The sequence below is a fragment of the Roseofilum capinflatum BLCC-M114 genome, from assembly GCF_030068505.1.
GTDB classification, from domain to species: Bacteria; Cyanobacteriota; Cyanobacteriia; order Cyanobacteriales; family Desertifilaceae; genus Roseofilum; species Roseofilum capinflatum.
Genome location: NZ_JAQOSO010000007.1, coordinates 57,000 through 77,709 on the forward strand (window position 1 = coordinate 57,000; position 20,710 = coordinate 77,709).

Genomic DNA, 20,710 nt, shown 5'->3' on the forward strand with positions numbered 1-20,710 from the left:
TCCAATTTCTAATTTAGCTTGTAGGGTGGCTGAGGGTTGCAGTCGTTACAGAGGGCTTGGCTTGCCACTACCGCCAGGTTTCCACTCTGGAAGTTCCTTTTCCATGTTCCTCTGTGCCTTGGGTTGAATTACGGGGGGTGCGGAAAACTGAGGAGAGGCGTTTCCCGAGGTTTCTTTCCGACAAGACACATGGGTTTTGATGTAGCGGCGGCGAGGAGACATGGGGAGGCAAAGGGGAGATAGGTTTATTTTCTTAGTATAGTATAGCAGGCCTAAATGAGTTATGTAACGATTGCCCCTCATCCCCCTACCCCCTTCTCCCACAGGCGCTGTCCTGAGCGAAGCCGAAGGGAGAAGGGGGAAAGTCCCTCTCCCGTGGGAGAGGGATATAGGGAGAGGGCATTTCCAATTGCACAATTCATTTAGACTAGCTATATATTAGGATCAGGAGGCCAAAAAGGATGAAAATTGAACAGAGAAGCGATCGCCAATCTTTACATCAACAACCAAGAGTTTTAATCTTCAATAATATCGATTGTCTTCCTGTCCACCCTACCTGCCGAGTGCTATTCTATTTCACTTTCAGTTTCTGGTTGATGCCGAATAGCGTTTGCTCGATCCTTATTTTTACCTTCTAGTTTATGCCGAATAGCGTTTGCTCGATCCTTATTGTCACGAGATAGCTTGTCTTTTAATTCTGGAGTCGTTTTACCCACTAACTCCGCCGCCGTAATTTGACCCTCATATATCTTTTGTTCAGCCTTCTTAAGTTGCTGCAACCAATTGGAGTCTTTAACTTCGGTATGACCTCCCTTCACTTTTTCTTGCTGAACTTTGCCATCTTTATCTCTAACTTCTGTATAGCTGCCTTTCGTAAAGTCAACAATTCTTCCTCCGATTTTATCACCAATTATGGCCTCCTTACTCGTACCCGTGGGCGAAAATTCGGCACTGGTTCCTTTGGCATCATGATATTGACCATAGACATCCGTGCGACCCATTCTTGATGTTTCGGCTCCAATTAATAAGCCACCGGGTTTGTCGAGAGTTGGAGGTTCATAGAAAATGTACATATGGCCATGACTACCATCGGGTAACGTGACCTCACCCGCTAAATCTTCTCGACCTAAGCCACCCAAAGGTATATCCATGCCATAATGCTCTTCTGATTGACCTTTACTGTTATTACCCCCTGATTTTAGTTCTTTGAATGTTTCGGTTGTACCAATGTCAATATCATGGGTAGAAAAGTTTCGAGTATCCACTTGAGCTTTTCCATAGTCAGTATTGGCGACATTTTTACTGCTCACTTGATTGGGTTTCTTCGATCCTTTAGAATCCTTTTCTCCTGATGTATTTCCTAAGAGCCAATTAATGAACTCATTCCGGTCTTGTCCTTTAGATATAGCAGGCAATTTAACCATCACTCGCCCGCCATGAGACAGGGCTACTGCTACCGTTTCTGGCCAATCATTTTTGAATATCTTCTCAGCCTCCTTATCGCGATACTTGAGTCCACTATGGAGAACAATAAAAATTCGCCGCAGAATATTTTGAGCCGATTCAGTTTGTTCCCGCAATTGTCTAGCTCTTTCTGTGCCCAACTGAGATAGGGCATTCTCTGGAATTGGAGCTAGGGTTTGCTCCCACATTTGCGTATCTTTTTCATAGATATGCTGTTTCACATTAGGATCTGTTTTTGCTTTTTCCGCTTCATAACGTAAATAGCCAAGGGTTTGTCGGTATTCAGGATTGCTTATTCCTAAGTCCCTCTGATAAGTGGCAATTTGGAGTCGATGGATACGGGTGAATACATGATTTCCAGTTGCTAATGGCAAGTTTTCTAGGCCTCGATGTTTTTCAGTCCGATGCCAATCGAGGGTTGTTTTCTTTTCTTTGGCAACTTTGTCCAACTTATCGTTGGTCAAAAAGCCTTTCTGGAGTAAAAAACTTTTGCCTTGTTCATCTTGACTCAATGTGGATATGGCCAAAAGTTCTTCAGCACTTAGAAAACCTTTATCTTTATCTCTCTTCTCAGCGTTCTTGACTAATTGATCTATGATATTCGTCTGATCTGGATATTTTTTTCTGGCTGGATGTTTAGTTCGGGTTACATATTTTTTTAACCTTCTCCATCGTTTGCTAAACCAGTTCAATGATTTATCCCTATAAATGTTTAAGTGTGTGGAGCGAATATATTGATCAGAATCTACGACCTTGAACCAGATATTTCCAGCACGGTCTTTCTTATGATCCATGGAATTATCACTAATTTTAACTTTCTGCCCATGCTCGTACTTCGTGCCTTTATTCTTTAGGGTGCTATCTCTAAGATGAGTTTTATTTTTAACTGTATATTCTGTAGGCTCAAGTTGTATGGTAGGGGCAGTTTTTCCTTGTCCTGTTAATTGAGTATCTAGCGTTTGAGCCGTGGGAGTGTGGAGCGCTTGTACGACATTATGGGCAACTTGGTCTGCTTGTTGCTCGTAGCGATCGCTGGGTTGTCCGATTTCTAATTTGGCTTGTAGGGTGGCTGAGGGTTGCAGTCGTTGCAGAGGGCTGGGCTTGCCACTACCGCCAGGTTTCCACTCTGGAAGTTCCTTTTCCATTTTCCTCTGTGCCTTGGGTTGAATTACGGGAGGGGCAGCAAACTGAGGAGAACTGCTTTCTGGGTTTTCTTTCCGACGGGAAATGCGGGTTTTGGTTTGGCGGCGGCGAGGAGACATGGGGAGGATGAGGATAAAGGGTCTAGACTCTAGTATAAGGGTTAGTTTAGCCAGACTCCAAGTGCGGTTAACATCCTCGAAGGAGAAATTTCCGTTGTCATTACCTCAACTGAGTCTATGAGGGCGGCGATCGCGCTACAATATGGCGCTACAATAACATCAATGCTTCTTCTAGAGACAACTTTTTCTCAAGCATCGTCATAATAATTGGTAAGTAGCGATCCATTGTCATCACATTCGTATAAACCACATTCTTGATTAACGGGCTATAATTATTACAATTCTCCACATCAATCGAAGTCTTAAACCGAAGGATACGCTCCTCAAAATTCAAATCGAAGTTGCCAATCGTTAAATGATAATTGATATTCATCAATAATTTACACAGCTTCGATTCTTGCGCTTTCGGAAACTTGAGGGCAATCATTGAATAAAAAATAAGTTGTTCTAAATCTTCTTTCACTTCCGCTAAACATACCCATTTGCCATATTCCCCTTGAAAGAGCAGTTTTAAGGCCGGTTGCTCTGGAATTTTCTCTACCATCCAATCTTCCGACTCAAAGAAAGCTAATGCATTTTCTAAAATAGAAGACTTTTTGACCCCTTCAAAGTTGAAATCGTCTAAATCTTCTTCTCCATTGTCTGATGCCGAAAAACCAGCTAAAATTGCTTCTTCTAATTCAGATTGCAGATTATCCCGCAATAGATTAGCAAATGCTTCGGCAATAGGTTCGCTTGCTCTGGAATCTTTTGCCATCAGAGCAGGAACTTGTTCTACCAGAGTAGCCATTAACTGATGGGAATTGGCATCAGAAAGGGTAGAGGGGATGCTATCTTGGAGAAAACGAGTCACCGTTTCCAGAGCGAAATGTTCTAGAAGCTCCTCATTTTCCACATCTAATTGAGACCAATCTAAATAATCCCACAACGTGCGATAACCCACCACCCCACTTTCCTGTTGCTGTTGCACCGATAAAGTTATCCAACTTTCCGTTTGCACCAGTCGGGCATTTTTCTGATGTTCCCCCAATTCCTGAAGGTAAGCAAGGGCAGTTTCTGCATGAGCTGCTTCTTGCAAGCGCAGAAGATATTCTGGGTTAAGAGTAACAGTGATTTGAATGGGAAGATGGGGTTGAAAATTGCAGCCTTTTTGGGTGTTCGTCAGTTCTGGTAACAGTTGAAAAAGGTTATTTTTTTCTATAATCCGATAAGTTTCTAGATTAACTTCAAATGTGAGATCGCATTTTTCTAACAACAGATGCGGTTGCCACCACTCCAAGTTGATCGCTTCGAGAGAGATAGGTGATGTTTTGGGGCTATGAAAAGTGGGTTGATAATCAGCTCCCATCTCAATTTTGATAACTCATATAAAATTTATCTCAATATTTTTACTTGAGTGAAGAGATGATGTCTTTAATTTGACTGGAGCTGGAATCTCCCTGTTGATTCAAATCGTTATAAAAGCCTTCCTTTATAGCCTCAGCCTTATCTTTTATACCTAACTCTTCCTCAATATAATCCAATAGCGACTGTTCTGGAATCGTACCTTCTGTAGATTTAAAAAATTCTCCTATCCATGTAATAATTTTCTTTTTCACTCTTGTTTTTATATCTCCTTGTGGACTTTTTCCTAACATCTTAATTAATTTTACCACTTTTTGTCCAGTTATATCCATTGTCTTAGATTTAGATTTTTTGGATTTTCCAAATAAGTCTATCAACAATTTTTCTGCATTCGGTTTTCCCTTAATATCACTAACCAACAAATATAAGTTTTCAGCATTGATAAAACGGTTTTTTCCTTTAGTGCCACGCACAGCTTTATATATTCCTTTGAGAGCACCATAAAGTTTGTGAGCATACATTGCAGCACTGCTGGCAAGATTGATAGTTTCAGAGAATATCGCCAATAAGCCACCTGTAATCAATGTTAAAGTTCTAGCGATAAATTTAGTAATATTTTCAACTGCCATAGATAAACAGTAACTGGCTAACCTAGAAACTTTATTATACCCATATGCAGCTAAAGTAGCTAATTCAGGATCTTTTACAGCTCCGGCAAATTTTGCTAACCTTTTCTTCGCTTGTTTACGCATTTTAATGTATCCTAAGCCAGCGAAGAGATTGGAAATATTAAAAAGATCAAGCACTTCATTAATCGTTCCCATATAGCTAGAAATATTTTGATATATCGCTTCTCCAGACTGAAAATTCTGTTCTATTTTTTCAGGTGAAATATCCTTTGGATTTTTAGCATATGCTTCCAAATTTTCCATTTCTTTATTAATTTCTTTATTAATTTCAGTATAAGTTCCATCAACCTTTTTTTCTATCTCTTCTTTCTTTGTGTCTTTTTCTTTTTTAACATCTGTATTCTTCTGTTTCGCAAATTCATCATCTTCTTCCTTAATTGCTAATGCCCCTTTAGCTCCTTGCATTGCTAGAGAGAATTTTCCCTTGTTGAATTCTTTTTGATACTCTGGAGGGGCATAATATTGTAGCATATCTTTTCCATGTTCCTCTGCATCACTTTTTGCTTGTAGAATAGTGTCCAACAAACGATGCATTACATCTTTCTTTGCACTTTTAGCAAGAATATTAATTTCATCACTACTCAACTCTAGACGTTTACCTTTTTGTTTTGTTTCTTCATTTTTGTTTTGTTCTTCATTTTTGTTTTGTTCTTCATTTTTGTTTTGTTCTTCATTTTTGTTTTGTTCTTCATTTTTGTTTTGATTGAATTCTTGTTGACTTTTTGTTGTGTTCTCACCTAGAGAGTATTTATCTTTTACTGAATTAATTTTTTGGTTATCATAAAGCCCTTGTGTATTTGTTGTTAACCATTCCTGAGTGTAAGTATTAATACTTTTTAATATTGTGTAGGCATCATCAAAAGATCCAGCCTTATTTTTTTGATGAAATTCAGCTAGTTTTTCATTAATATGTACTCTTGGTCCTCCAAAAAATGTCGCTGGTGAACCTCCCATAGATCTATCCAGTTGTGTAACTGTTGGAATGTACATATTAGGGTTCACTTCTATAAATGCCTCAGTAATACCATCATCTCCTTTGTTAACCTGAATTGGCGTTGGTTTTATGTGAGGGCCTTGTGACTGACTTTGACTGTTCCCCATAGTTTCTTCCTCAAGATTATCTATATCACCAACGGCTTGTTCTAGTTGCGATATTTTAGAGTGAGGCCCTTTAGGGCCTTCATTTTGGCTACTATTATCTGTTGTAACAGGGTTGGGTTCTATAATTAACTCCCCTGCATCTACCTCACCACTCATACAAAGCTTAATCATCCAATCTGTCAACCAGCTTCCTTGTATTGCATTTCCGATCTGTCCTTGCTGCTGTACGACGTGGGTTAGTTCGTGGGCAATCAACTCTTGTCCGCCCCTATTTTGGGGTTGATATTCCCCTTGTTTGAAAAAGATATTTTGTCCAGTGGTAAAGGCTTTGGCTTGGATGGACTCGCTCAACTGATTGGCTTGAGCATCGGTGTGTATTTTCACTCCCGAAAAATCGACTCCCATGGCTTTTCCCATTGACCGTTGTAAACTCGGCTCTAGGAATTTGCCGCCGCTTTTGGCACGGTTAATGGAGGATTCTAATTGAGTTGGAGCTTTTCCTCCGCCTAGGGTAGACTGCTGTCCTGTGGGTTTTAAGCGTAAGAGGAGGTTGGATTCTTGGGTTTTTCGTTGTACTGTGGGATGCTGCTGGGCATCATTGGAGACAGGGCTGTTGATCTGTTCGACAACATCACGGGCGACGGTGTTGGCTTGTTGCTCGTAGCGATCGCTGGGTTGTCCAATTTCTAATTTGGCTTGTAGGGTGGCTGAGGGTTGCAGTCGTTGCAGAGGGCTTGGCTTGCCACTACCGCCAGGTTTCCACTCTGGAAGCTCCTGATCGGTTTTCCTCTGTATCTTGGGCTGAATTACAGGAGGGGCAGCAAACTGAGGAGAACTGCTTTCTGGGTTTTCTTTCCGACGGGAAATGCGGGTTTTGGTTTGGCGGCGGCGAGGAGACATGGGGAGGCAAAGGGGAGAGAGATTTATTTTCTTAGTATAGTATATTAGGATCGGGAGGCCAAAAAACTAACTTGAGGCAATGAGAATTGAACAGATAAGCGATCGCCCCATTCCAGCCGATCGCCAAGCTACCATAGATGAATTAATTGAAGCAATTAGCATCATTGGCTCCTTGCTGGATCTCCACATTGCTCGCAACACAGAGGAAGAGGTAACTGATATATCCGACAGCCTCCAGGAGATTACCTTCATTCGCCGTACTCTGGAAAAACCAGGCACGCTCAATACCTTAGCGCGAACCTTTGGGCTATCCCCATTTGAAATCAGTATTTTACTCTGTTGTGTAGGACAAGCCATTAATCCAGACTTTCCGGATGTATTGGCGATCGCCCACAATAAACCTGACTGCAATTATCCCACATTTCAACTCTGCCTAGACTGTTTTCCCCAACCCCATTGGGATGCCTTCACCGAAACCCGTCCCCTGCGAAAATGGCAACTGATTCATACTGCTGCTAGTCCAGAAATTACCCGCGCCTGTTTACAAATTGATGAAGCGATTTTGCACTATTTGATGGGAGAAGCTTATCACGATCCCATTCTGGCCGCAGTCCTTACTCCTCTTCCCCCCTTAAGCACAAGTGTCCTGCAACCCTCCTATGAGACAATTATCCATCAAGCCGTGTCCGTATTTAAGGGAGTGTCCAGGACTCAACCGATTCTGCAACTGTGCGGCCCACTGAGGGAATCTCAAGCAGAAATCGCTACCCAAATTAGCCATTTTTTACACTTGCCCCTCTATCGTCTGCCCAGTGATGCCATTCCCAAAAATCGCCAGGATCTGCAACGGTTTGTCATGCGGTGGCAGCGCTGGTATGCTCTGGCTCCGAGCTTGTTGTTGGTGGATGTGAATGAATCAATAACAGCAGAAAGTCAACTCTCTTTACTGTTCCCCTTTTTACAGTCTCTTCACGTCCCGGTCATCATTGCTACCGATGAACGGTTGCCCCTCTCCCATGCGGTTACGTTTGATGTGGAAGGGTTGCAATATGGGGAACAATTGGAACTGTGGCAAAAGGCATGGCAGGATTATCCGGAAGATGTGGATCGATATTTGCCTTCCTTAGCGGCTCAATTTCGCTTATCCGCAGTGATGATTGAAACCGCAAGCGCAGCCGTGCGATCGCAGCTCGATTTACCCCCTAAAGCAATCAGTGAAAGACTTTGGCAGTTTTGCCGCTTACAAGCCAGACCAGAATTAGAAGGGTTAGCCCAACGCATTGACGTGAGAACCACCTGGGCAGATTTTGTCCTTCCAGAGCGAGAAAAACGGATTTTGGAGCAAATTCTCATTCATGTCCGCCGACAGGCAACGGTGTATCAAAATTGGGGGTTTGCGGCGAAAAATCAGCGCGGGTTAGGGTTAACTGCCCTGTTTGCCGGAACCAGTGGCACGGGGAAAACCACGGCGGCGGAAGTGTTAGCCCATGAACTAAAATTAGATTTATTTCGCATCGATTTAAGTGCAGTAATGAGCAAGTATATCGGTGAAACGGAGAAGAATTTACGCCGTATTTTTGATGCTGCGGAAAAAGGGGGCGGAATTTTATTGTTTGATGAAGCGGATGCTCTGTTTGGTTCGCGCACAGAAGTCAAAGATAGCCACGATCGCCACGCTAATATTGAAGTGAGTTATCTATTACAGAGAATGGAAGCCTATCAAGGATTAGCCATTTTAACCACCAACTTTAGGGATAATTTGGATCGAGCCTTCATGCGTCGTCTGCGTTTTATCGTCAATTTCCCCTATCCCAAAGCCCCAGAACGCAGTCAAATTTGGCAGCGCGTTTTTCCGCGACAAACTCCGACGGAGGGCTTGGACTTTAAGCGGTTGGGGCAATTGGACGTGACGGGAGGTAATATTAAATCCATTGCCCTGAATGCGGCGTTTTTGGCGGCTGATGCTCAGGAACCGGTGAAAATGAGCCATATTCTGGAAGCAACCCAGATGGAATATTTGAAAACTGGGCGATCGCTCACTCGCACGGAAACCCAAGGTTGGGATCTCTCATGAGTCTTCAACCCCGATCTACTTCCATTTTGGCTAAAATTTGCCGAATCATCGATCCATCTTGGGCTTGGGGCAGATAGCGTAAATAGTCCTCTAAATCTTGGGTGGCTAAACTCCAATTGCCCAATTCATAGGAAATTAAACCGCGATCGCGCAATTCCATCGGAGCTTGGGGAAATAACAGTAAAATGCGTTCAATGGCAGCTAAGGCTTGCTCAATTTGATGATTTTGCAAATAAATTATTTTCAAATTAGTCAGCATTCGGGCTAACAACTGGCGAGGACTAACGGGAGCTAGAAATTCTGGCCGCAAATCAACCGGTTGTCCATAAATCTGGGATAATCGTTCGGCACAATCTTCAGGAAATAGCACTTCTCCTTGATGAAACGCATCAACAAAAATTCCCGCCTCTTCAAAATCAGGACGAATCAAGAAATGTCCCGGCATTCCGATGCCTACCATGGGAAAGTCTAGCCGTTGGGCAACTTCTAAATAGATTAAGGCAAGGGTGATGGGGATGCCGGTGCGTCGGTTGAGGACTTCATTTAAGAAGCTATTGCGCGGATCGTAATAGTTTTCTGTATTGCCCCGAAAGCCCAACTGCCCATACAGATAATCGTTGATGGTTTGGATGACGCGCAGGGGATAACGCTGAGTTGGGAGCTGGCTTTGGATCTCCTCCGCCATGCGATCGAGCTGTTGCAGGTATTCACCCGGATCGAGTTCAGGATAGGCTTCAGCCGCAATGTATAGGGCTGCCTTGGCTAGGGAAAGGGAGGCTTCGGGTTGCTGTATTTCTTGATAAAACTGTTGCCTGGCTCTGGGAAAGTCCATAATCTAAATTTTATTTTTTTCATGTCCTTCTAGTTTGGCATACTTGTGCCAGTCATTTGCCTGAAATGCTTGTCTATTCTAGGTTTTTGTTAATCCCGACTAAAAAAGTCGGGATTGTTTGACGACCCTTGACCCCCCTGATAGGATGGACATCGAGGATCAAAAATCGCATGTTCATCGCACATTAGACAAAGAGGAAGACAAAAGTTATGACCCTTGCCACTGAAACCCTAAACCGCAGCTCCCAGGCTGCCTGTGAAAAGTTAGTTTGTAAAGAGTGCGGCACAACTTACGAACTCGAAGCCAAGCATGTGTGTGATGAGTGCTTTGGCCCCTTGGAAGTGGCTTATAACTATGACCGCTTGCGCCAGCAAGTGAGCCGTGAAACCATTGAAGCCGGCCCGAACTCCATTTGGCGTTATCGTCAGTTCCTTCCTCTACTGAGCGATAACGTGATCGATGTGGGAACAGGGATGACTCCTCTTCTGAAAGCAAACCGGTTGGCACGGCAGTTAGGTCTAAAAAATCTTTATATTAAAAATGATGCGGTCAACATGCCCACCCTGAGCTTTAAGGATCGGGTGGTATCGGTTGCCCTATCGAGAGCCAGAGAATTAGGATTTTCCACGGTATCTTGTGCGAGTACCGGTAACTTAGCCAATTCTACCGCCGCGATCGCCGCCCATGCTGGCTTAGACTGTTGCGTATTCATTCCCGCCGACCTCGAATCCGGTAAAGTCTTAGGAACCCTCATCTACAATCCCACCCTCATGGCCGTCAAAGGCAACTACGACCAAGTTAATCGCCTCTGTAGCGAAGTTGCCAACACCTACGGCTGGGGATTCGTCAACATCAACCTGCGTCCCTACTACTCCGAAGGCTCCAAAACCCTAGGCTATGAAGTCGCCGAGCAACTCGGTTGGCAACTGCCCGATCACGTGGTTGCCCCCCTAGCTTCCGGCTCCTTGTATACCAAAATTTACAAAGGCTTCCAAGAATTCATCAAAGTCGGCTTAGTCGAAGATAAATCGGTGCGCTTCAGTGGCGCTCAAGCTGAAGGCTGCTCCCCCATCGCCTCCGCCTTCCGGGAAGGACGGGACTTTATCGCCCCCGTTAAGCCCAACACCATCGCTAAATCCATCGCCATTGGAAATCCCGCCGATGGAGTCTATGCCCTGGATCTCGCCCGCAAAACCAACGGTAATATCGAATCCGTTACCGATGCCGAAGTTATTGAAGGCATGAAACTGCTGGCAGAAACCGAAGGCATCTTCACCGAAACCGCAGGCGGAACCACGATCGCCGTCCTCAAAAAACTGGTGGAAGCCGGTAAAATTGACCCCGATGAAACCACCGTCGCCTACATTACCGGTAACGGATTGAAGACTCAAGAAGCCGTTCAAGGGTATATCGGCGAACCCCTCACCATTGACGCAAACCTGGATAGCTTTGAGCGAGCTATGGAGCGGGCGCGTACCCTCGATCGCCTAGAATGGCAACAAGTCTTGGTCTAAACGGTTAGTCCCAGTATAATCCGGAACGGGGGAGAAAGTTTCCCCCGTATCCCTAAGTCTAAAAGAGAGAAACAATTCAATCATGGTTAAAGTTTTAATTCCTACCCCCCTACAAAAATACACCAGCGATCGGGCAACCGTAGAAGTAGAAGCCGCCACCGTTGCCGAACTCATCGACGCTTTAGAAACCACTTGCCCAGGGATTAAAAACCGCATTTGCGATGAGTCTGGAAAAGTGCGGCGCTTCTTAAATATTTATGTGAAAGAAGAAGATATTCGCTTCTTAAACAATACCGAAACCCCACTCAGCGATGGGGATGAAGTGAGTATTGTCCCCGCAGTCGCTGGCGGTTAGTCTTCTTCTTATCATCATTTGCATGAACTCAACTCCATTTTGCCACAGCCTTAAAAGCTGTGGTTTTTTGTCAGCTATCCCCATAAAATCTATGCCTCTCGATCCATCCTTAATTTGGTCTTTGCTGCAAGTCAAACGCTCGGAATTTAAGGGATTAGAGTACCAAGTTTCCGAGAAACTTCGCCCCTATCGCCAAGCACTGTTACATCGTTCTAGGGAAATAGCACAGCGATTAAACACCCTTGAATTAAGAGATGAGAACGACTCAATGTATGCGGAACCACTTGAAGAAAGCGATCGCGGTTGGATCGTGAAATCGAATCTGGTTTGGCACAATCGAGAACAGAGTTTACAATGGGTGCGCGATCGCCTCACCGGAATTCCCACATTTGCCGTTGATGGCTCCCAAATCTACCCCACCAAAGACTTTTCCCTTCCCATTGCCCTCATTCAAATTGGCTGGTTTGAAAACTTCCATCGCGGGGATGGAGACTATGAAAAAGATATTGCCGTAGATTTAATTACCCCCAATCAATTTGCAGCTTTGGGAAAAGGGGAATCCCTCGATCGCCTCGTCAACCGTCGCCGTTTAGAACTCGAAGTGCGACGCATCATCGATTACATGCAAACCCACAGCCATCAATCCTCCCGCCTCGTCTTTTATGATGGTTCCCTAATTGCCAGTTTTGCCGAAACCTTCGATCGCCCCACCTATCAGTCTTATCTCAAAACATTGCGTCAACTCTTGAGCGCCAGTCAACAGCATCAAATTCCCCTCGTTGCCTATATTGATACCAGTGCTGCCGAAGATACAACGCAAATGTTGCAACGGGTGTTAGGCTTACCCCCCATTTCCGGAGTCGGCGATCCGCAACTGCTCAACCCGCTCATGGAATGGGGCGATCGGACTCTTCTATGTCGCTGCCATCGTCCCGGTATCCTCAGCGACTACCAGGAACAAGCCAATCAAATCACATTTACTTACCTCAAAACCCATGCCGGATACCCCGTGCGCCTCGAATTACCCCTGTGGATTGTTGAAGCCGGATTACTCGATCAAGTCATTAACTGGGTACGCGCAGAAACCATCATTGGACGCGGCTATCCCTATGCGATCGAAACCGCCGATCAAGTCACCGTCCTCCGCACAGAAGACCGTAAACTATTCTACCGCCTACTCCAAGATTGGGCAGAACAAGAAGAAATCCCCTTTCGACTCTCCCGGAAAATGGTCAGCAAAGCCCATCGGCGTTAGTCACAAAGAATCACTTCTATCACCAGAATAAAACAACCAAATCTCAAACCCAGAAGTAGCGACGTACAAGCTTGAGAGCAGAAATTGGCTGCTTGGCAAGATTCGGCTAAAATAAGCTAGTGTTTAGGGTGAGGACGTGAACCCATGGCAGTCATCAACGGTATGCCCGGCAATAACTTCATTGTCGGAACCCCAGCAAGCGACCAAATCTTTCTACTCGCTGGCAATGATACAGTATTTTCCCAGCAAGGCGGTGACCTGATCTTCGGGAATTTCGGCAATGACCTGTTATCCGGAAATGAGAACAACGACAGCATTTTCGGAGAACAAGGAAACGATATCCTGATTGGCAACCAAGATGAAGACTTAATGAATGGCAATCAGGGGAACGACACCCTCTATGGCGGTCAGGGGAATGATATTCTCTATGGCGGTCAAGATAGTGACCTAGTATTCGGCGACAGAGGCAATGATGTCCTCCATGGAGACTTAGGTGCAGATGGCCTCGTCGGTGGTGACGGCCAAGATATTTTTGTCATGGGTCGGCGTAACGTCTTTGGACAACCCCCCACCACAGGCGGCCCCTTAATCACCGATGCCGATATTGCCGACGATTTTGAAGATGGCCAAGATTTACTCGGTTTAGAACCCGGTTTAGCCTTTGAACACCTCTTGATTACCGCAGGAACCGGGCCATATACCGGCACAACCGTAATTCAAGACCTGGTAACCAGTAACTACTTAATGATCCTACCTGGGGTCAATCCCAACCAGATTACAGAAGCCGACTTTACCACCAACTTAAATCCCATTCCTGCACCCACCCCACCCCCAACACCCACACCGACCCCAACACCAACACCGACTCCAATTCCTCCCCCCGTTCCTTCAACCGTCACCTTGGAATTAACCGATGGAGTCGCCGCAGAAAATGACCCAGCAAGCGGCACACCTAAACCTGCCACATTCACAATCACCCGAACTGGAGGCAGTACAGAAGCTGCATTGACGGTGAACTACACCATTGGTGGTACAGGGGTCAATGGCACAGATTATCAATCTCTAAGCGGTAGTGTCACTATTCCGGCTGGTCAAACCCAAGTGGTGATTACGGTGAATCCGATTGATGATTTGTTATTTGATGGGGCGAAAACGGTTGATTTAGCTCTAGAGGCTAGTGGGTTTTATGTGGTGGGTACACCCAATGCTGGGCAAGCAACAATCTATGATAATGAAACCATTTATGTAGATGATAACTATACGGATGGGGATACAGTAGCTGGAGGTGAAGCCATAGTCGGTCTCAATGCGTTTAGGACGATTAATAATGGGATTCAATTGGCTGGTGGAGAGAATGCTAATCCTGGCATTGTACTGGTAGGAGATGGAAACTATCCGGAGCATGTAGTGATTAATCGTCCTATCCGTTTGCGAGGCCCCAATTTAGGAGTAGCTGGAAATGCAACTCGTAATCCAGAAGCTAATATTACCGGTTCTCCCACCGGTTCTATTTCTTTTGATGGTGTAGGGCCAGGCACAGGTGCTGTAGAAATTGATGGTTTCCACGTTGATCCGCCAGATGGCATTATTGGCATTAATACCTTAAATGCTGGGAATAATACGACCATTACCAACACTATTATTGAAAACGTGACGAATGAACAAGCGATTTTTAATCCCGTGCAAACGAATCCAGCGTTAAACAATACGGAAAACTTAACGATATCGAATAACTTGATTCGTAATGTGACAGGGGGGAGTAATGTAGTCAATCCCAATGGAATTTTCTTGTTAGGAGTTACAGATTTAACGATTACGAATAATGAGATTCAGGATATCACGGGTGTAGGGAGTCGAGGTATGAATGTCAGTGGTATTGTGGGAGGAACTCTTTCTAATAATAGGATTACCAATACGACGGAAGATGGGATTCAGGTTGCCAATAATGTAGGAGGGTTTACCTCGCAAAATCTCACTGTTTCTGGAAACCAGATTACTAATGCCAATACTTCAGGAAATCCGAATAATGGGGGGATTCGGTTGCGTGATGGTGGATTTACGGGAACAATGGAAGTTTCTGGTAATACAATCGACCAAACGCGAACGGGTCTAGCCATTCGAGAAAACGCAGATGTTAGTAATGTAACTTACAGTGGAAATACTTTTAACAACGGAATTGCTGTAGGTGGGGGTTTAAACTCAGGTACAGCCCTACCCAATGGAGTCTATGCTATTGTTCATGATGGCTCAGGTAATTTAAATGCTGTGGGTAATTTCAAAAATACGACCCTACCGCCATCACCAGGAACGCCACTGGTGGCAGGTGATGTATTTGCTGCTCCGGGTACTTCGATAGCGGTGTGATGTTTTAGGAGGGGTACGATCGCCTTTTAGGTTAGATCATGCAGGTGAAATCGGAACATCTAGAGACCATTGCTTCTCATGCACAGGAGTGTTATCCGCAGGAGTGCTGTGGAGTCCTCTTGGGTAAGGTTGAGGGGGATGAGGTTATTTTGCTGGAGGTGGTGCGGACGGAGAATGGTTGGAATGAGGAGATGGCAGAGCGGTTAGAGGAGATGGGGATGGGGGGGAAGACGAAGATGGAGCGGTATGCGATCGCCCCCCAAACTCTGCTAAAGTTACAAAAAGATGCTCGTTCTCATCATCTCCAGATCATCGGATTCTATCATTCCCATCCCGATCATCCGGCTATCCCGTCTGAGTGCGATCGCCTCCTAGCTTGGCCGGATTACCACTATATCATCGTCTCCGTCATCCAAGGACGGGCCACAGACCTCAAAGACTGGGTTTTAGACCCAAATCATCAATTCCAACCCTCGCCACTCGAAAATATTCTTAACACAGATCCACACCAGGGAAAGACAGAGTTACAATAAAAGACTCCATAAGGGAAATTCTTGCAACTTGTCCCCTAAACTTCTATGCTCAATCCTAATCTGGACGATATTCAACTCACCCAAGAAGAGTACGAACGCTACTCTCGCCATCTAATTTTGCCAGAAATTGGACTGGACGGGCAAAAACGCCTCAAAGCCGCCAGTGTTCTCTGTATCGGTACAGGGGGACTCGGCTCACCCCTACTGCTCTACCTCGCAGCAGCCGGTGTCGGACGCATTGGTATCGTTGATTTTGATATCGTCGATCATTCCAACCTGCAACGCCAAGTCATTCACGGCACATCCTGGGTGGGTAAACCCAAAATTGAATCAGCGAAAAATCGGATTCACGAAATTAACCCCTATTGCCAAGTCGATCTTTACGAAACGCGCCTGAGTTCAGAAAACGCCCTAGAAATCGTCGAACCCTACGATCTGGTCGTGGATGGAACCGATAACTTCCCCACCCGCTATCTGGTCAATGATGCCTGTGTATTACTCAATAAACCCAACGTTTACGGGTCAATTTTCCGCTTTGAAGGACAAGCCACCGTTTTCAACTACGAAGGGGGGCCCAACTATCGCGACCTCTATCCGGAACCCCCACCGCCGGGAATGGTTCCCTCCTGTGCAGAAGGGGGAGTTCTGGGGATTTTACCGGGAATTATTGGGGTGATTCAAGCCACGGAAGCGGTAAAAGTTATCCTCGGTTCTCAAACTACATTAAGCGGTCGTTTGCTGCTCTATAATGCCCTGGATATGAAATTCCGGGAACTGAAATTAAGACCAAATCCAGAGCGCCCGGTCATTGAAAAACTGATTGATTACGAGCAGTTTTGTGGAATTCCCCAAGCGAAGGAACTCGAAGCCCAACAGCAATCAGCCGTTCCAGAAATGACGGTTACTGAATTGAAAGCCTTACTCGATCGCGGTGATGAAGATATTCTGTTAATTGATGTTCGTAATCCCCATGAGTACGAGATTGCCCAAATTCCCGGTGCAGTGCTAATTCCCTTACCCGATATCGAACAAGGCAAAGGGGTCGATAGGGTGAAGGAATTACTCAACGGTCATAAATTGATTGCTCATTGTAAAATGGGAATGCGATCGGCTAAAGCGCTGGGAATTCTCAAACAAGCTGGCATTGAAGGGATTAACGTGAAAGGTGGAATTTTAGCTTGGAGTGATGAAGTCGATCCGGCTGTACCGAAATATTAATCTCCCTCTCAATTATTTTCCCTTGAGCAATATTGAACCAGTAGGAGCAGCGCCCCTACTGGTTTCATCAAAGCTTTATCAAAGCTTAATCTGTTGCCTTAGTTAACACCGGGGTTTGTTGATCCTGGGAAGTAATCGTCACTTGTCCAGACTCATCCACATCAACAGTGGCGGTGCTACCTTCACCCACCCGACCGGAGAGCAGTTCCTCGGCCAACGTATCCTCCAGCAGGCGCATAATGGCCCGACGCAGGGGACGCGCACCATAGGCGGGATTATACCCTTCTTCAATTAACCGGTCTTTGAATTTATCGGTCACTTGCAGGGTAATGTCTTTTTCGGTTAAGCGCTTGAAGACATCCTTGAGCAAGATTTCGGCAATTTGTTTGACCTCTTCCTTGTTCAATTGACGGAAGACAATAATTTCATCTAACCGGTTGAGGAACTCAGGACGGAAGTAGGCCTTCAGCTCTTCGTTCACCAAGGAACGGATGCGGTTATATTGGGCATCTTCGGCGTTGTCCTCGAACTCGAACCCAAGTCCACCGCCACCTTTTTCGATCACCTTAGACCCAATGTTACTGGTCATGATCAAGAGGGTGTTCTTGAAGTCTACCGTGCGCCCTTTGGCATCGGTTAGGCGACCATCTTCTAAGATTTGCAGCAGCATGTTGAAGATGTCGGGATGGGCCTTTTCAATCTCATCGAAGAGAACGACGGTATAGGGACGACGGCGCACGGCTTCCGTCAGTTGTCCCCCTTCGTTGTATCCCACATATCCCGGAGGAGACCCGATCAGTTTGCTGACGGTGTGCCGTTCCATGAATTCCGACATATCCAGACGAATCATGGCTTCTTCGGAACCGAAGAAGTAGGAAGCCAGAGCTTTAGTTAACTCAGTTTTTCCAACCCCAGTAGGCCCGGAGAAGATGAAGCTGGCAATGGGTCGGTTGGGGTTTTTCAGACCAACACGGGCGCGTCTGATGGCGCGGGAGACGGCTTTGACGGCATCTTCTTGACCGATAATCCGAGTATGGAGGGTGTCTTCCATGTGCAGGAGTTTCTCGGATTCGGTTTCCGTGAGTTTGTTGACGGGAACTCCAGTCCAGGAGGCGACGATATGGGCGATATCTTCCTCTGTTACGATGGGGTCTTCGTTAACTGTGCCTTCCTCTTTGCCTTTGCTGGCAATGGTGCGAATTTGGGATTTGAGTTCCATTTCGCGATCGCGCAATTCCCCAGCTCGGTCAAAGTCTTGGGAGCGTACCGCGTCATCTTTTTGCTTGAGAACGCCGCGCAATTCGCGATCGAGTTCCTTAGCTGCGGGGGGCAATTGGGAGTTGATTAAGCGCACCCGCGAACCGGCTTCATCAATCAAGTCAATGGCTTTATCGGGGAGGTAGCGGTCAGAAATATAGCGATCGCTCAATTTAGCGGCTGCCTCCAACGCCACATCTGCAATTTTCAACTTGTGGTGTTGTTCGTACCGTTCGCGCAATCCATGTAAGATCTCGATGGTTTCGTCTACGGACGGCTCGCCCACCATCACCGGTTGAAAACGGCGCTCTAGGGCTGCATCGCGCTCGATATGTTTGCGATACTCATCTAAGGTTGTGGCTCCAATACACTGGAGTTCACCACGAGCGAGGGCAGGTTTGAGGATATTCGCCGCATCGATCGCCCCTTCAGCCGCCCCTGCACCGATCAGAGTATGGACTTCATCAATCACCAGGATGACATTAGCTGCCGAGCGGATTTCATCCATAATTTTCTTCAGCCGCTCTTCAAACTCTCCCCGGTACTTGGTTCCGGCAACCAGAAGACCGATATCGAGGGTAACGACGCGCTTATCTTCCAGGATATCGGGGACATCCCCATGGGAGATGCGTTGGGCTAATCCTTCGGCGATCGCCGTTTTTCCGACCCCTGGTTCACCGATCAGCACCGGGTTATTTTTAGTCCGCCGACCCAAAATTTGGATCACCCGCTCAATTTCCATTTGCCGACCGACCACCGGATCGAGCTTTCCTTCAGCGGCCAACTGGGTTAAATTCGACCCAAATTCATCTAACGTTGGAGTCTTATTCGACGAGCGTCCGCCCACGGCCGAAACTTCCGCCGTTTCACCCAGCATCCGGATCACCTGAGTGCGAACCTTAGAAAGATCCACGCCCAAATTCTCCAACACGCGAGCAGCTACCCCTTCTCCTTCGCGGATCAAACCCAAAAGGAGATGCTCCGTACCAATATAGTTGTGTCCCAATTGGCGAGCCTCTTCTAGGGATAACTCTAGAACCCGTTTAGCTCTGGGTGTAAACGGAATCTCTACAGCGACAAATCCCGAACCCCGACCGATGATCTTTTCGACCTCAATCCGAGCATCTTTAAGATTAACCCCCATTGATTTCAGAACTTTCGCGGCTACTCCCGTCCCCTCCCCAATCAGACCGAGAAGGATCTGTTCTGTACCCACGAAGTTGTGACCCAGGCGGCGGGCTTCCTCCTGAGCTAACATGATCACCTTAATGGCTTTTTCTGTGAAGCGTTCAAACATGGCGTTTTCCCATCACCTGCTGCTTTCTGGTAAGCTGATTCTAGCATAGGAAAATCGTTAGGTTATTGTGCGGTCGGTAACAGAATTTAGGCCGGTTTTCCGCCCTTCTCTGGAAAATGGGGGAGTGGGGGAATGGGGGAATGGGGAGATTACTGATTACTCATTAGGTAATTAGTAAGGCATTTTTCTCTATTTTGAGAGTCAATCCTCAATCACTGGGGTTAACTGTATTCGGGTCGATCCCCATGGCTTGCAAGCGATCCTGTAGTTCGCGTAACCTAGCCTCAGCAGCATTAGCGCGATCGCGTTCCTGTTCGGCTCGTTCCCGCTCTTGTTCAGCTCGTTCCCGTTCCTGTTCGGCTCGTTCCCGCTCCTGTTTAGCTAACTCTTGAGAGAGCAGAATCAAGTTACCCTGGGCATCAAAAAATCGTAACCAAGGCGCATTTTCCTTCGTCAGCGTTCCGTTCCAAACGCCTAACCATAACTCCAAACTCTGACACCATAGCCATCCCCGGTCATCAGCAGTAATTTCTTGATAGCGGCCATTACTGTCTAAATGCCATCCTTGCAAAGACTGGCGATCGAAGGGATTATAAACAAAATAATCTCGTGTTCTAAAGGTTTGCTCATAGATGTCTTTTTTCGGGCCGATATCCTCATGAGCGGTTGAGGGAGACATCAGTTCAACAATGACATCTGGATAACGTCCTTCCTCTTCCCAAACTACCCAACCTTGTCGCTCTTTGATGCCATCTACATTCAAGGCAACAAAAAAATCAGGGCCTCTAAAATCCTGATTTCGGGCTTGCCGACTACTGTAGTAGACAAACATATTTCCACTCGTATAATAGTCATCGCGTCCTTCATAAGCTTGGTGGATGGCTTCAATCAGGACATTCATGGCGATGCGATGGCGATTGCTTTCCAATGGTTCTCCGTCATCAAAAATTAAGTCAGTCGGGGGTAAGGGAGGAGTCCATTCCTGCTCAGTTTTTGTTTCCAAAGTTGGGGTCAGTTCAACAGACATGGCTAACCTCTGCGATCGGGGACTATTGAATTCCATTATACTCATATCCTTTGGACACACTTCAATCCATGGATGGGGACAAAACTTTCGGAAAATACAGTATTGTTCTCTTAGCCCATTACCGCGTGAAGCGCTATATAGCTAGTCTAAATGAGTTGTGCAAAGGGAAATGCCCTCTCCCTATATCCCTCTCCCACGGGAGAGGGACTTTTCCCCCTTCTCCC

The 20,710-nt window shown here is 46.0% G+C and carries 13 protein-coding genes; 7 read left to right on the forward strand and 6 right to left on the reverse strand.

The features are described from left to right. Positions 1–566: 566 nt before the first annotated feature. From PMG25_RS01985 to PMG25_RS01995, 3 genes are all read right to left on the reverse strand, one after another. A complete protein-coding gene (locus PMG25_RS01985; protein WP_283765238.1) occupies positions 567–2,726 on the reverse strand; it encodes a hypothetical protein in 2,160 nt (719 codons plus the stop codon). A gap of 148 nt (positions 2,727–2,874) precedes the next feature. Next, entirely contained in the window at positions 2,875–4,074 is a 1,200-nt protein-coding gene (locus PMG25_RS01990; RefSeq protein WP_283765239.1) for a type III secretion system chaperone family protein, read from the reverse strand. Between the two features lie 40 nt (positions 4,075–4,114). Continuing rightward, positions 4,115–6,760 carry an eCIS core domain-containing protein gene (locus tag PMG25_RS01995; protein ID WP_283765240.1) on the reverse strand — a complete coding sequence of 882 codons (2,646 nt, stop codon included), beginning with the start codon at positions 6,758–6,760 and terminating at the stop codon, positions 4,115–4,117. A gap of 79 nt (positions 6,761–6,839) precedes the next feature. On the opposite strand from PMG25_RS01995, the gene PMG25_RS02000 reads away from it, so the two are divergent. After that, positions 6,840–8,834, forward strand: coding sequence for an ATP-binding protein (locus PMG25_RS02000; protein ID WP_283765241.1), 1,995 nt, complete (start codon positions 6,840–6,842; stop codon positions 8,832–8,834). Between the two features lie 4 nt (positions 8,835–8,838). Here PMG25_RS02000 and PMG25_RS02005 read toward each other — a convergent pair whose 3' ends face one another. Next, a complete protein-coding gene (locus PMG25_RS02005) occupies positions 8,839–9,666 on the reverse strand; it encodes a SirB1 family protein (protein WP_283765242.1) in 828 nt (275 codons plus the stop codon). A gap of 209 nt (positions 9,667–9,875) precedes the next feature. Between PMG25_RS02005 and thrC the strand changes: the two genes are divergently transcribed. The 6 genes from thrC (at position 9,876) to moeB (ending at position 16,905) form a co-directional block, all read left to right on the forward strand. Next, positions 9,876–11,180, forward strand: a complete 1,305-nt coding sequence (thrC, locus tag PMG25_RS02010) for a threonine synthase (protein ID WP_283765243.1) — start codon at positions 9,876–9,878, stop codon at positions 11,178–11,180. Between the two features lie 82 nt (positions 11,181–11,262). Beyond that, positions 11,263–11,535, forward strand: coding sequence for a MoaD/ThiS family protein (locus PMG25_RS02015; protein WP_283765244.1), 273 nt, complete (start codon positions 11,263–11,265; stop codon positions 11,533–11,535). A 91-nt stretch (positions 11,536–11,626) separates the two neighbouring features. Then, positions 11,627–12,790, forward strand: coding sequence for a DNA double-strand break repair nuclease NurA (locus PMG25_RS02020; RefSeq protein ID WP_283765245.1), 1,164 nt, complete (start codon positions 11,627–11,629; stop codon positions 12,788–12,790). Between the two features lie 144 nt (positions 12,791–12,934). Next, positions 12,935–15,154 carry a Calx-beta domain-containing protein gene (locus tag PMG25_RS02025; protein ID WP_283765246.1) on the forward strand — a complete coding sequence of 740 codons (2,220 nt, stop codon included), beginning with the start codon at positions 12,935–12,937 and terminating at the stop codon, positions 15,152–15,154. Between the two features lie 38 nt (positions 15,155–15,192). Further along, positions 15,193–15,687, forward strand: a complete 495-nt coding sequence (locus PMG25_RS02030) for a M67 family metallopeptidase (protein ID WP_283765247.1) — start codon at positions 15,193–15,195, stop codon at positions 15,685–15,687. 45 nt (positions 15,688–15,732) lie between these two features. Continuing rightward, positions 15,733–16,905 (forward strand): molybdopterin-synthase adenylyltransferase MoeB, encoded by a 1,173-nt coding sequence (gene moeB / locus PMG25_RS02035; RefSeq protein ID WP_283765248.1) that lies wholly within the window; start codon positions 15,733–15,735, stop codon positions 16,903–16,905. Between the two features lie 85 nt (positions 16,906–16,990). Here the strand turns inward: moeB and PMG25_RS02040 are convergent, their stop codons facing one another. Together PMG25_RS02040 and PMG25_RS02045 are read right to left on the reverse strand one after the other, a co-directional pair. Continuing rightward, a complete protein-coding gene (locus tag PMG25_RS02040; protein WP_283765249.1) occupies positions 16,991–19,459 on the reverse strand; it encodes an ATP-dependent Clp protease ATP-binding subunit in 2,469 nt (822 codons plus the stop codon). 208 nt (positions 19,460–19,667) lie between these two features. Then, positions 19,668–20,486: a Uma2 family endonuclease gene (locus tag PMG25_RS02045; protein WP_283765250.1), complete on the reverse strand. Its 819-nt coding sequence runs from the start codon at positions 20,484–20,486 to the stop codon at positions 19,668–19,670. Between the last annotated feature and the right edge of the window lie 224 nt (positions 20,487–20,710).

Excerpts from the sequence above, each read along its gene's own strand:
- PMG25_RS01985 (WP_283765238.1), bottom strand. The coding sequence starts at position 2,726 with ATGTCTCCTCGCCGCCGCCAAACCAAAACCCGCATTTCCCGTCGGAAA.
- PMG25_RS01990 (WP_283765239.1), bottom strand. The coding sequence starts at position 4,074 with ATGGGAGCTGATTATCAACCCACTTTTCATAGCCCCAAAACATCACCT.
- PMG25_RS01995 (WP_283765240.1), bottom strand. The coding sequence starts at position 6,760 with ATGTCTCCTCGCCGCCGCCAAACCAAAACCCGCATTTCCCGTCGGAAA.
- PMG25_RS02000 (WP_283765241.1), top strand. The coding sequence starts at position 6,840 with ATGAGAATTGAACAGATAAGCGATCGCCCCATTCCAGCCGATCGCCAA.
- PMG25_RS02005 (WP_283765242.1), bottom strand. The coding sequence starts at position 9,666 with ATGGACTTTCCCAGAGCCAGGCAACAGTTTTATCAAGAAATACAGCAA.
- thrC (WP_283765243.1), top strand. The coding sequence starts at position 9,876 with ATGACCCTTGCCACTGAAACCCTAAACCGCAGCTCCCAGGCTGCCTGT.
- PMG25_RS02015 (WP_283765244.1), top strand. The coding sequence starts at position 11,263 with ATGGTTAAAGTTTTAATTCCTACCCCCCTACAAAAATACACCAGCGAT.
- PMG25_RS02020 (WP_283765245.1), top strand. The coding sequence starts at position 11,627 with ATGCCTCTCGATCCATCCTTAATTTGGTCTTTGCTGCAAGTCAAACGC.
- PMG25_RS02025 (WP_283765246.1), top strand. The coding sequence starts at position 12,935 with ATGGCAGTCATCAACGGTATGCCCGGCAATAACTTCATTGTCGGAACC.
- PMG25_RS02030 (WP_283765247.1), top strand. The coding sequence starts at position 15,193 with ATGCAGGTGAAATCGGAACATCTAGAGACCATTGCTTCTCATGCACAG.
- moeB (WP_283765248.1), top strand. The coding sequence starts at position 15,733 with ATGCTCAATCCTAATCTGGACGATATTCAACTCACCCAAGAAGAGTAC.
- PMG25_RS02040 (WP_283765249.1), bottom strand. The coding sequence starts at position 19,459 with ATGTTTGAACGCTTCACAGAAAAAGCCATTAAGGTGATCATGTTAGCT.
- PMG25_RS02045 (WP_283765250.1), bottom strand. The coding sequence starts at position 20,486 with ATGTCTGTTGAACTGACCCCAACTTTGGAAACAAAAACTGAGCAGGAA.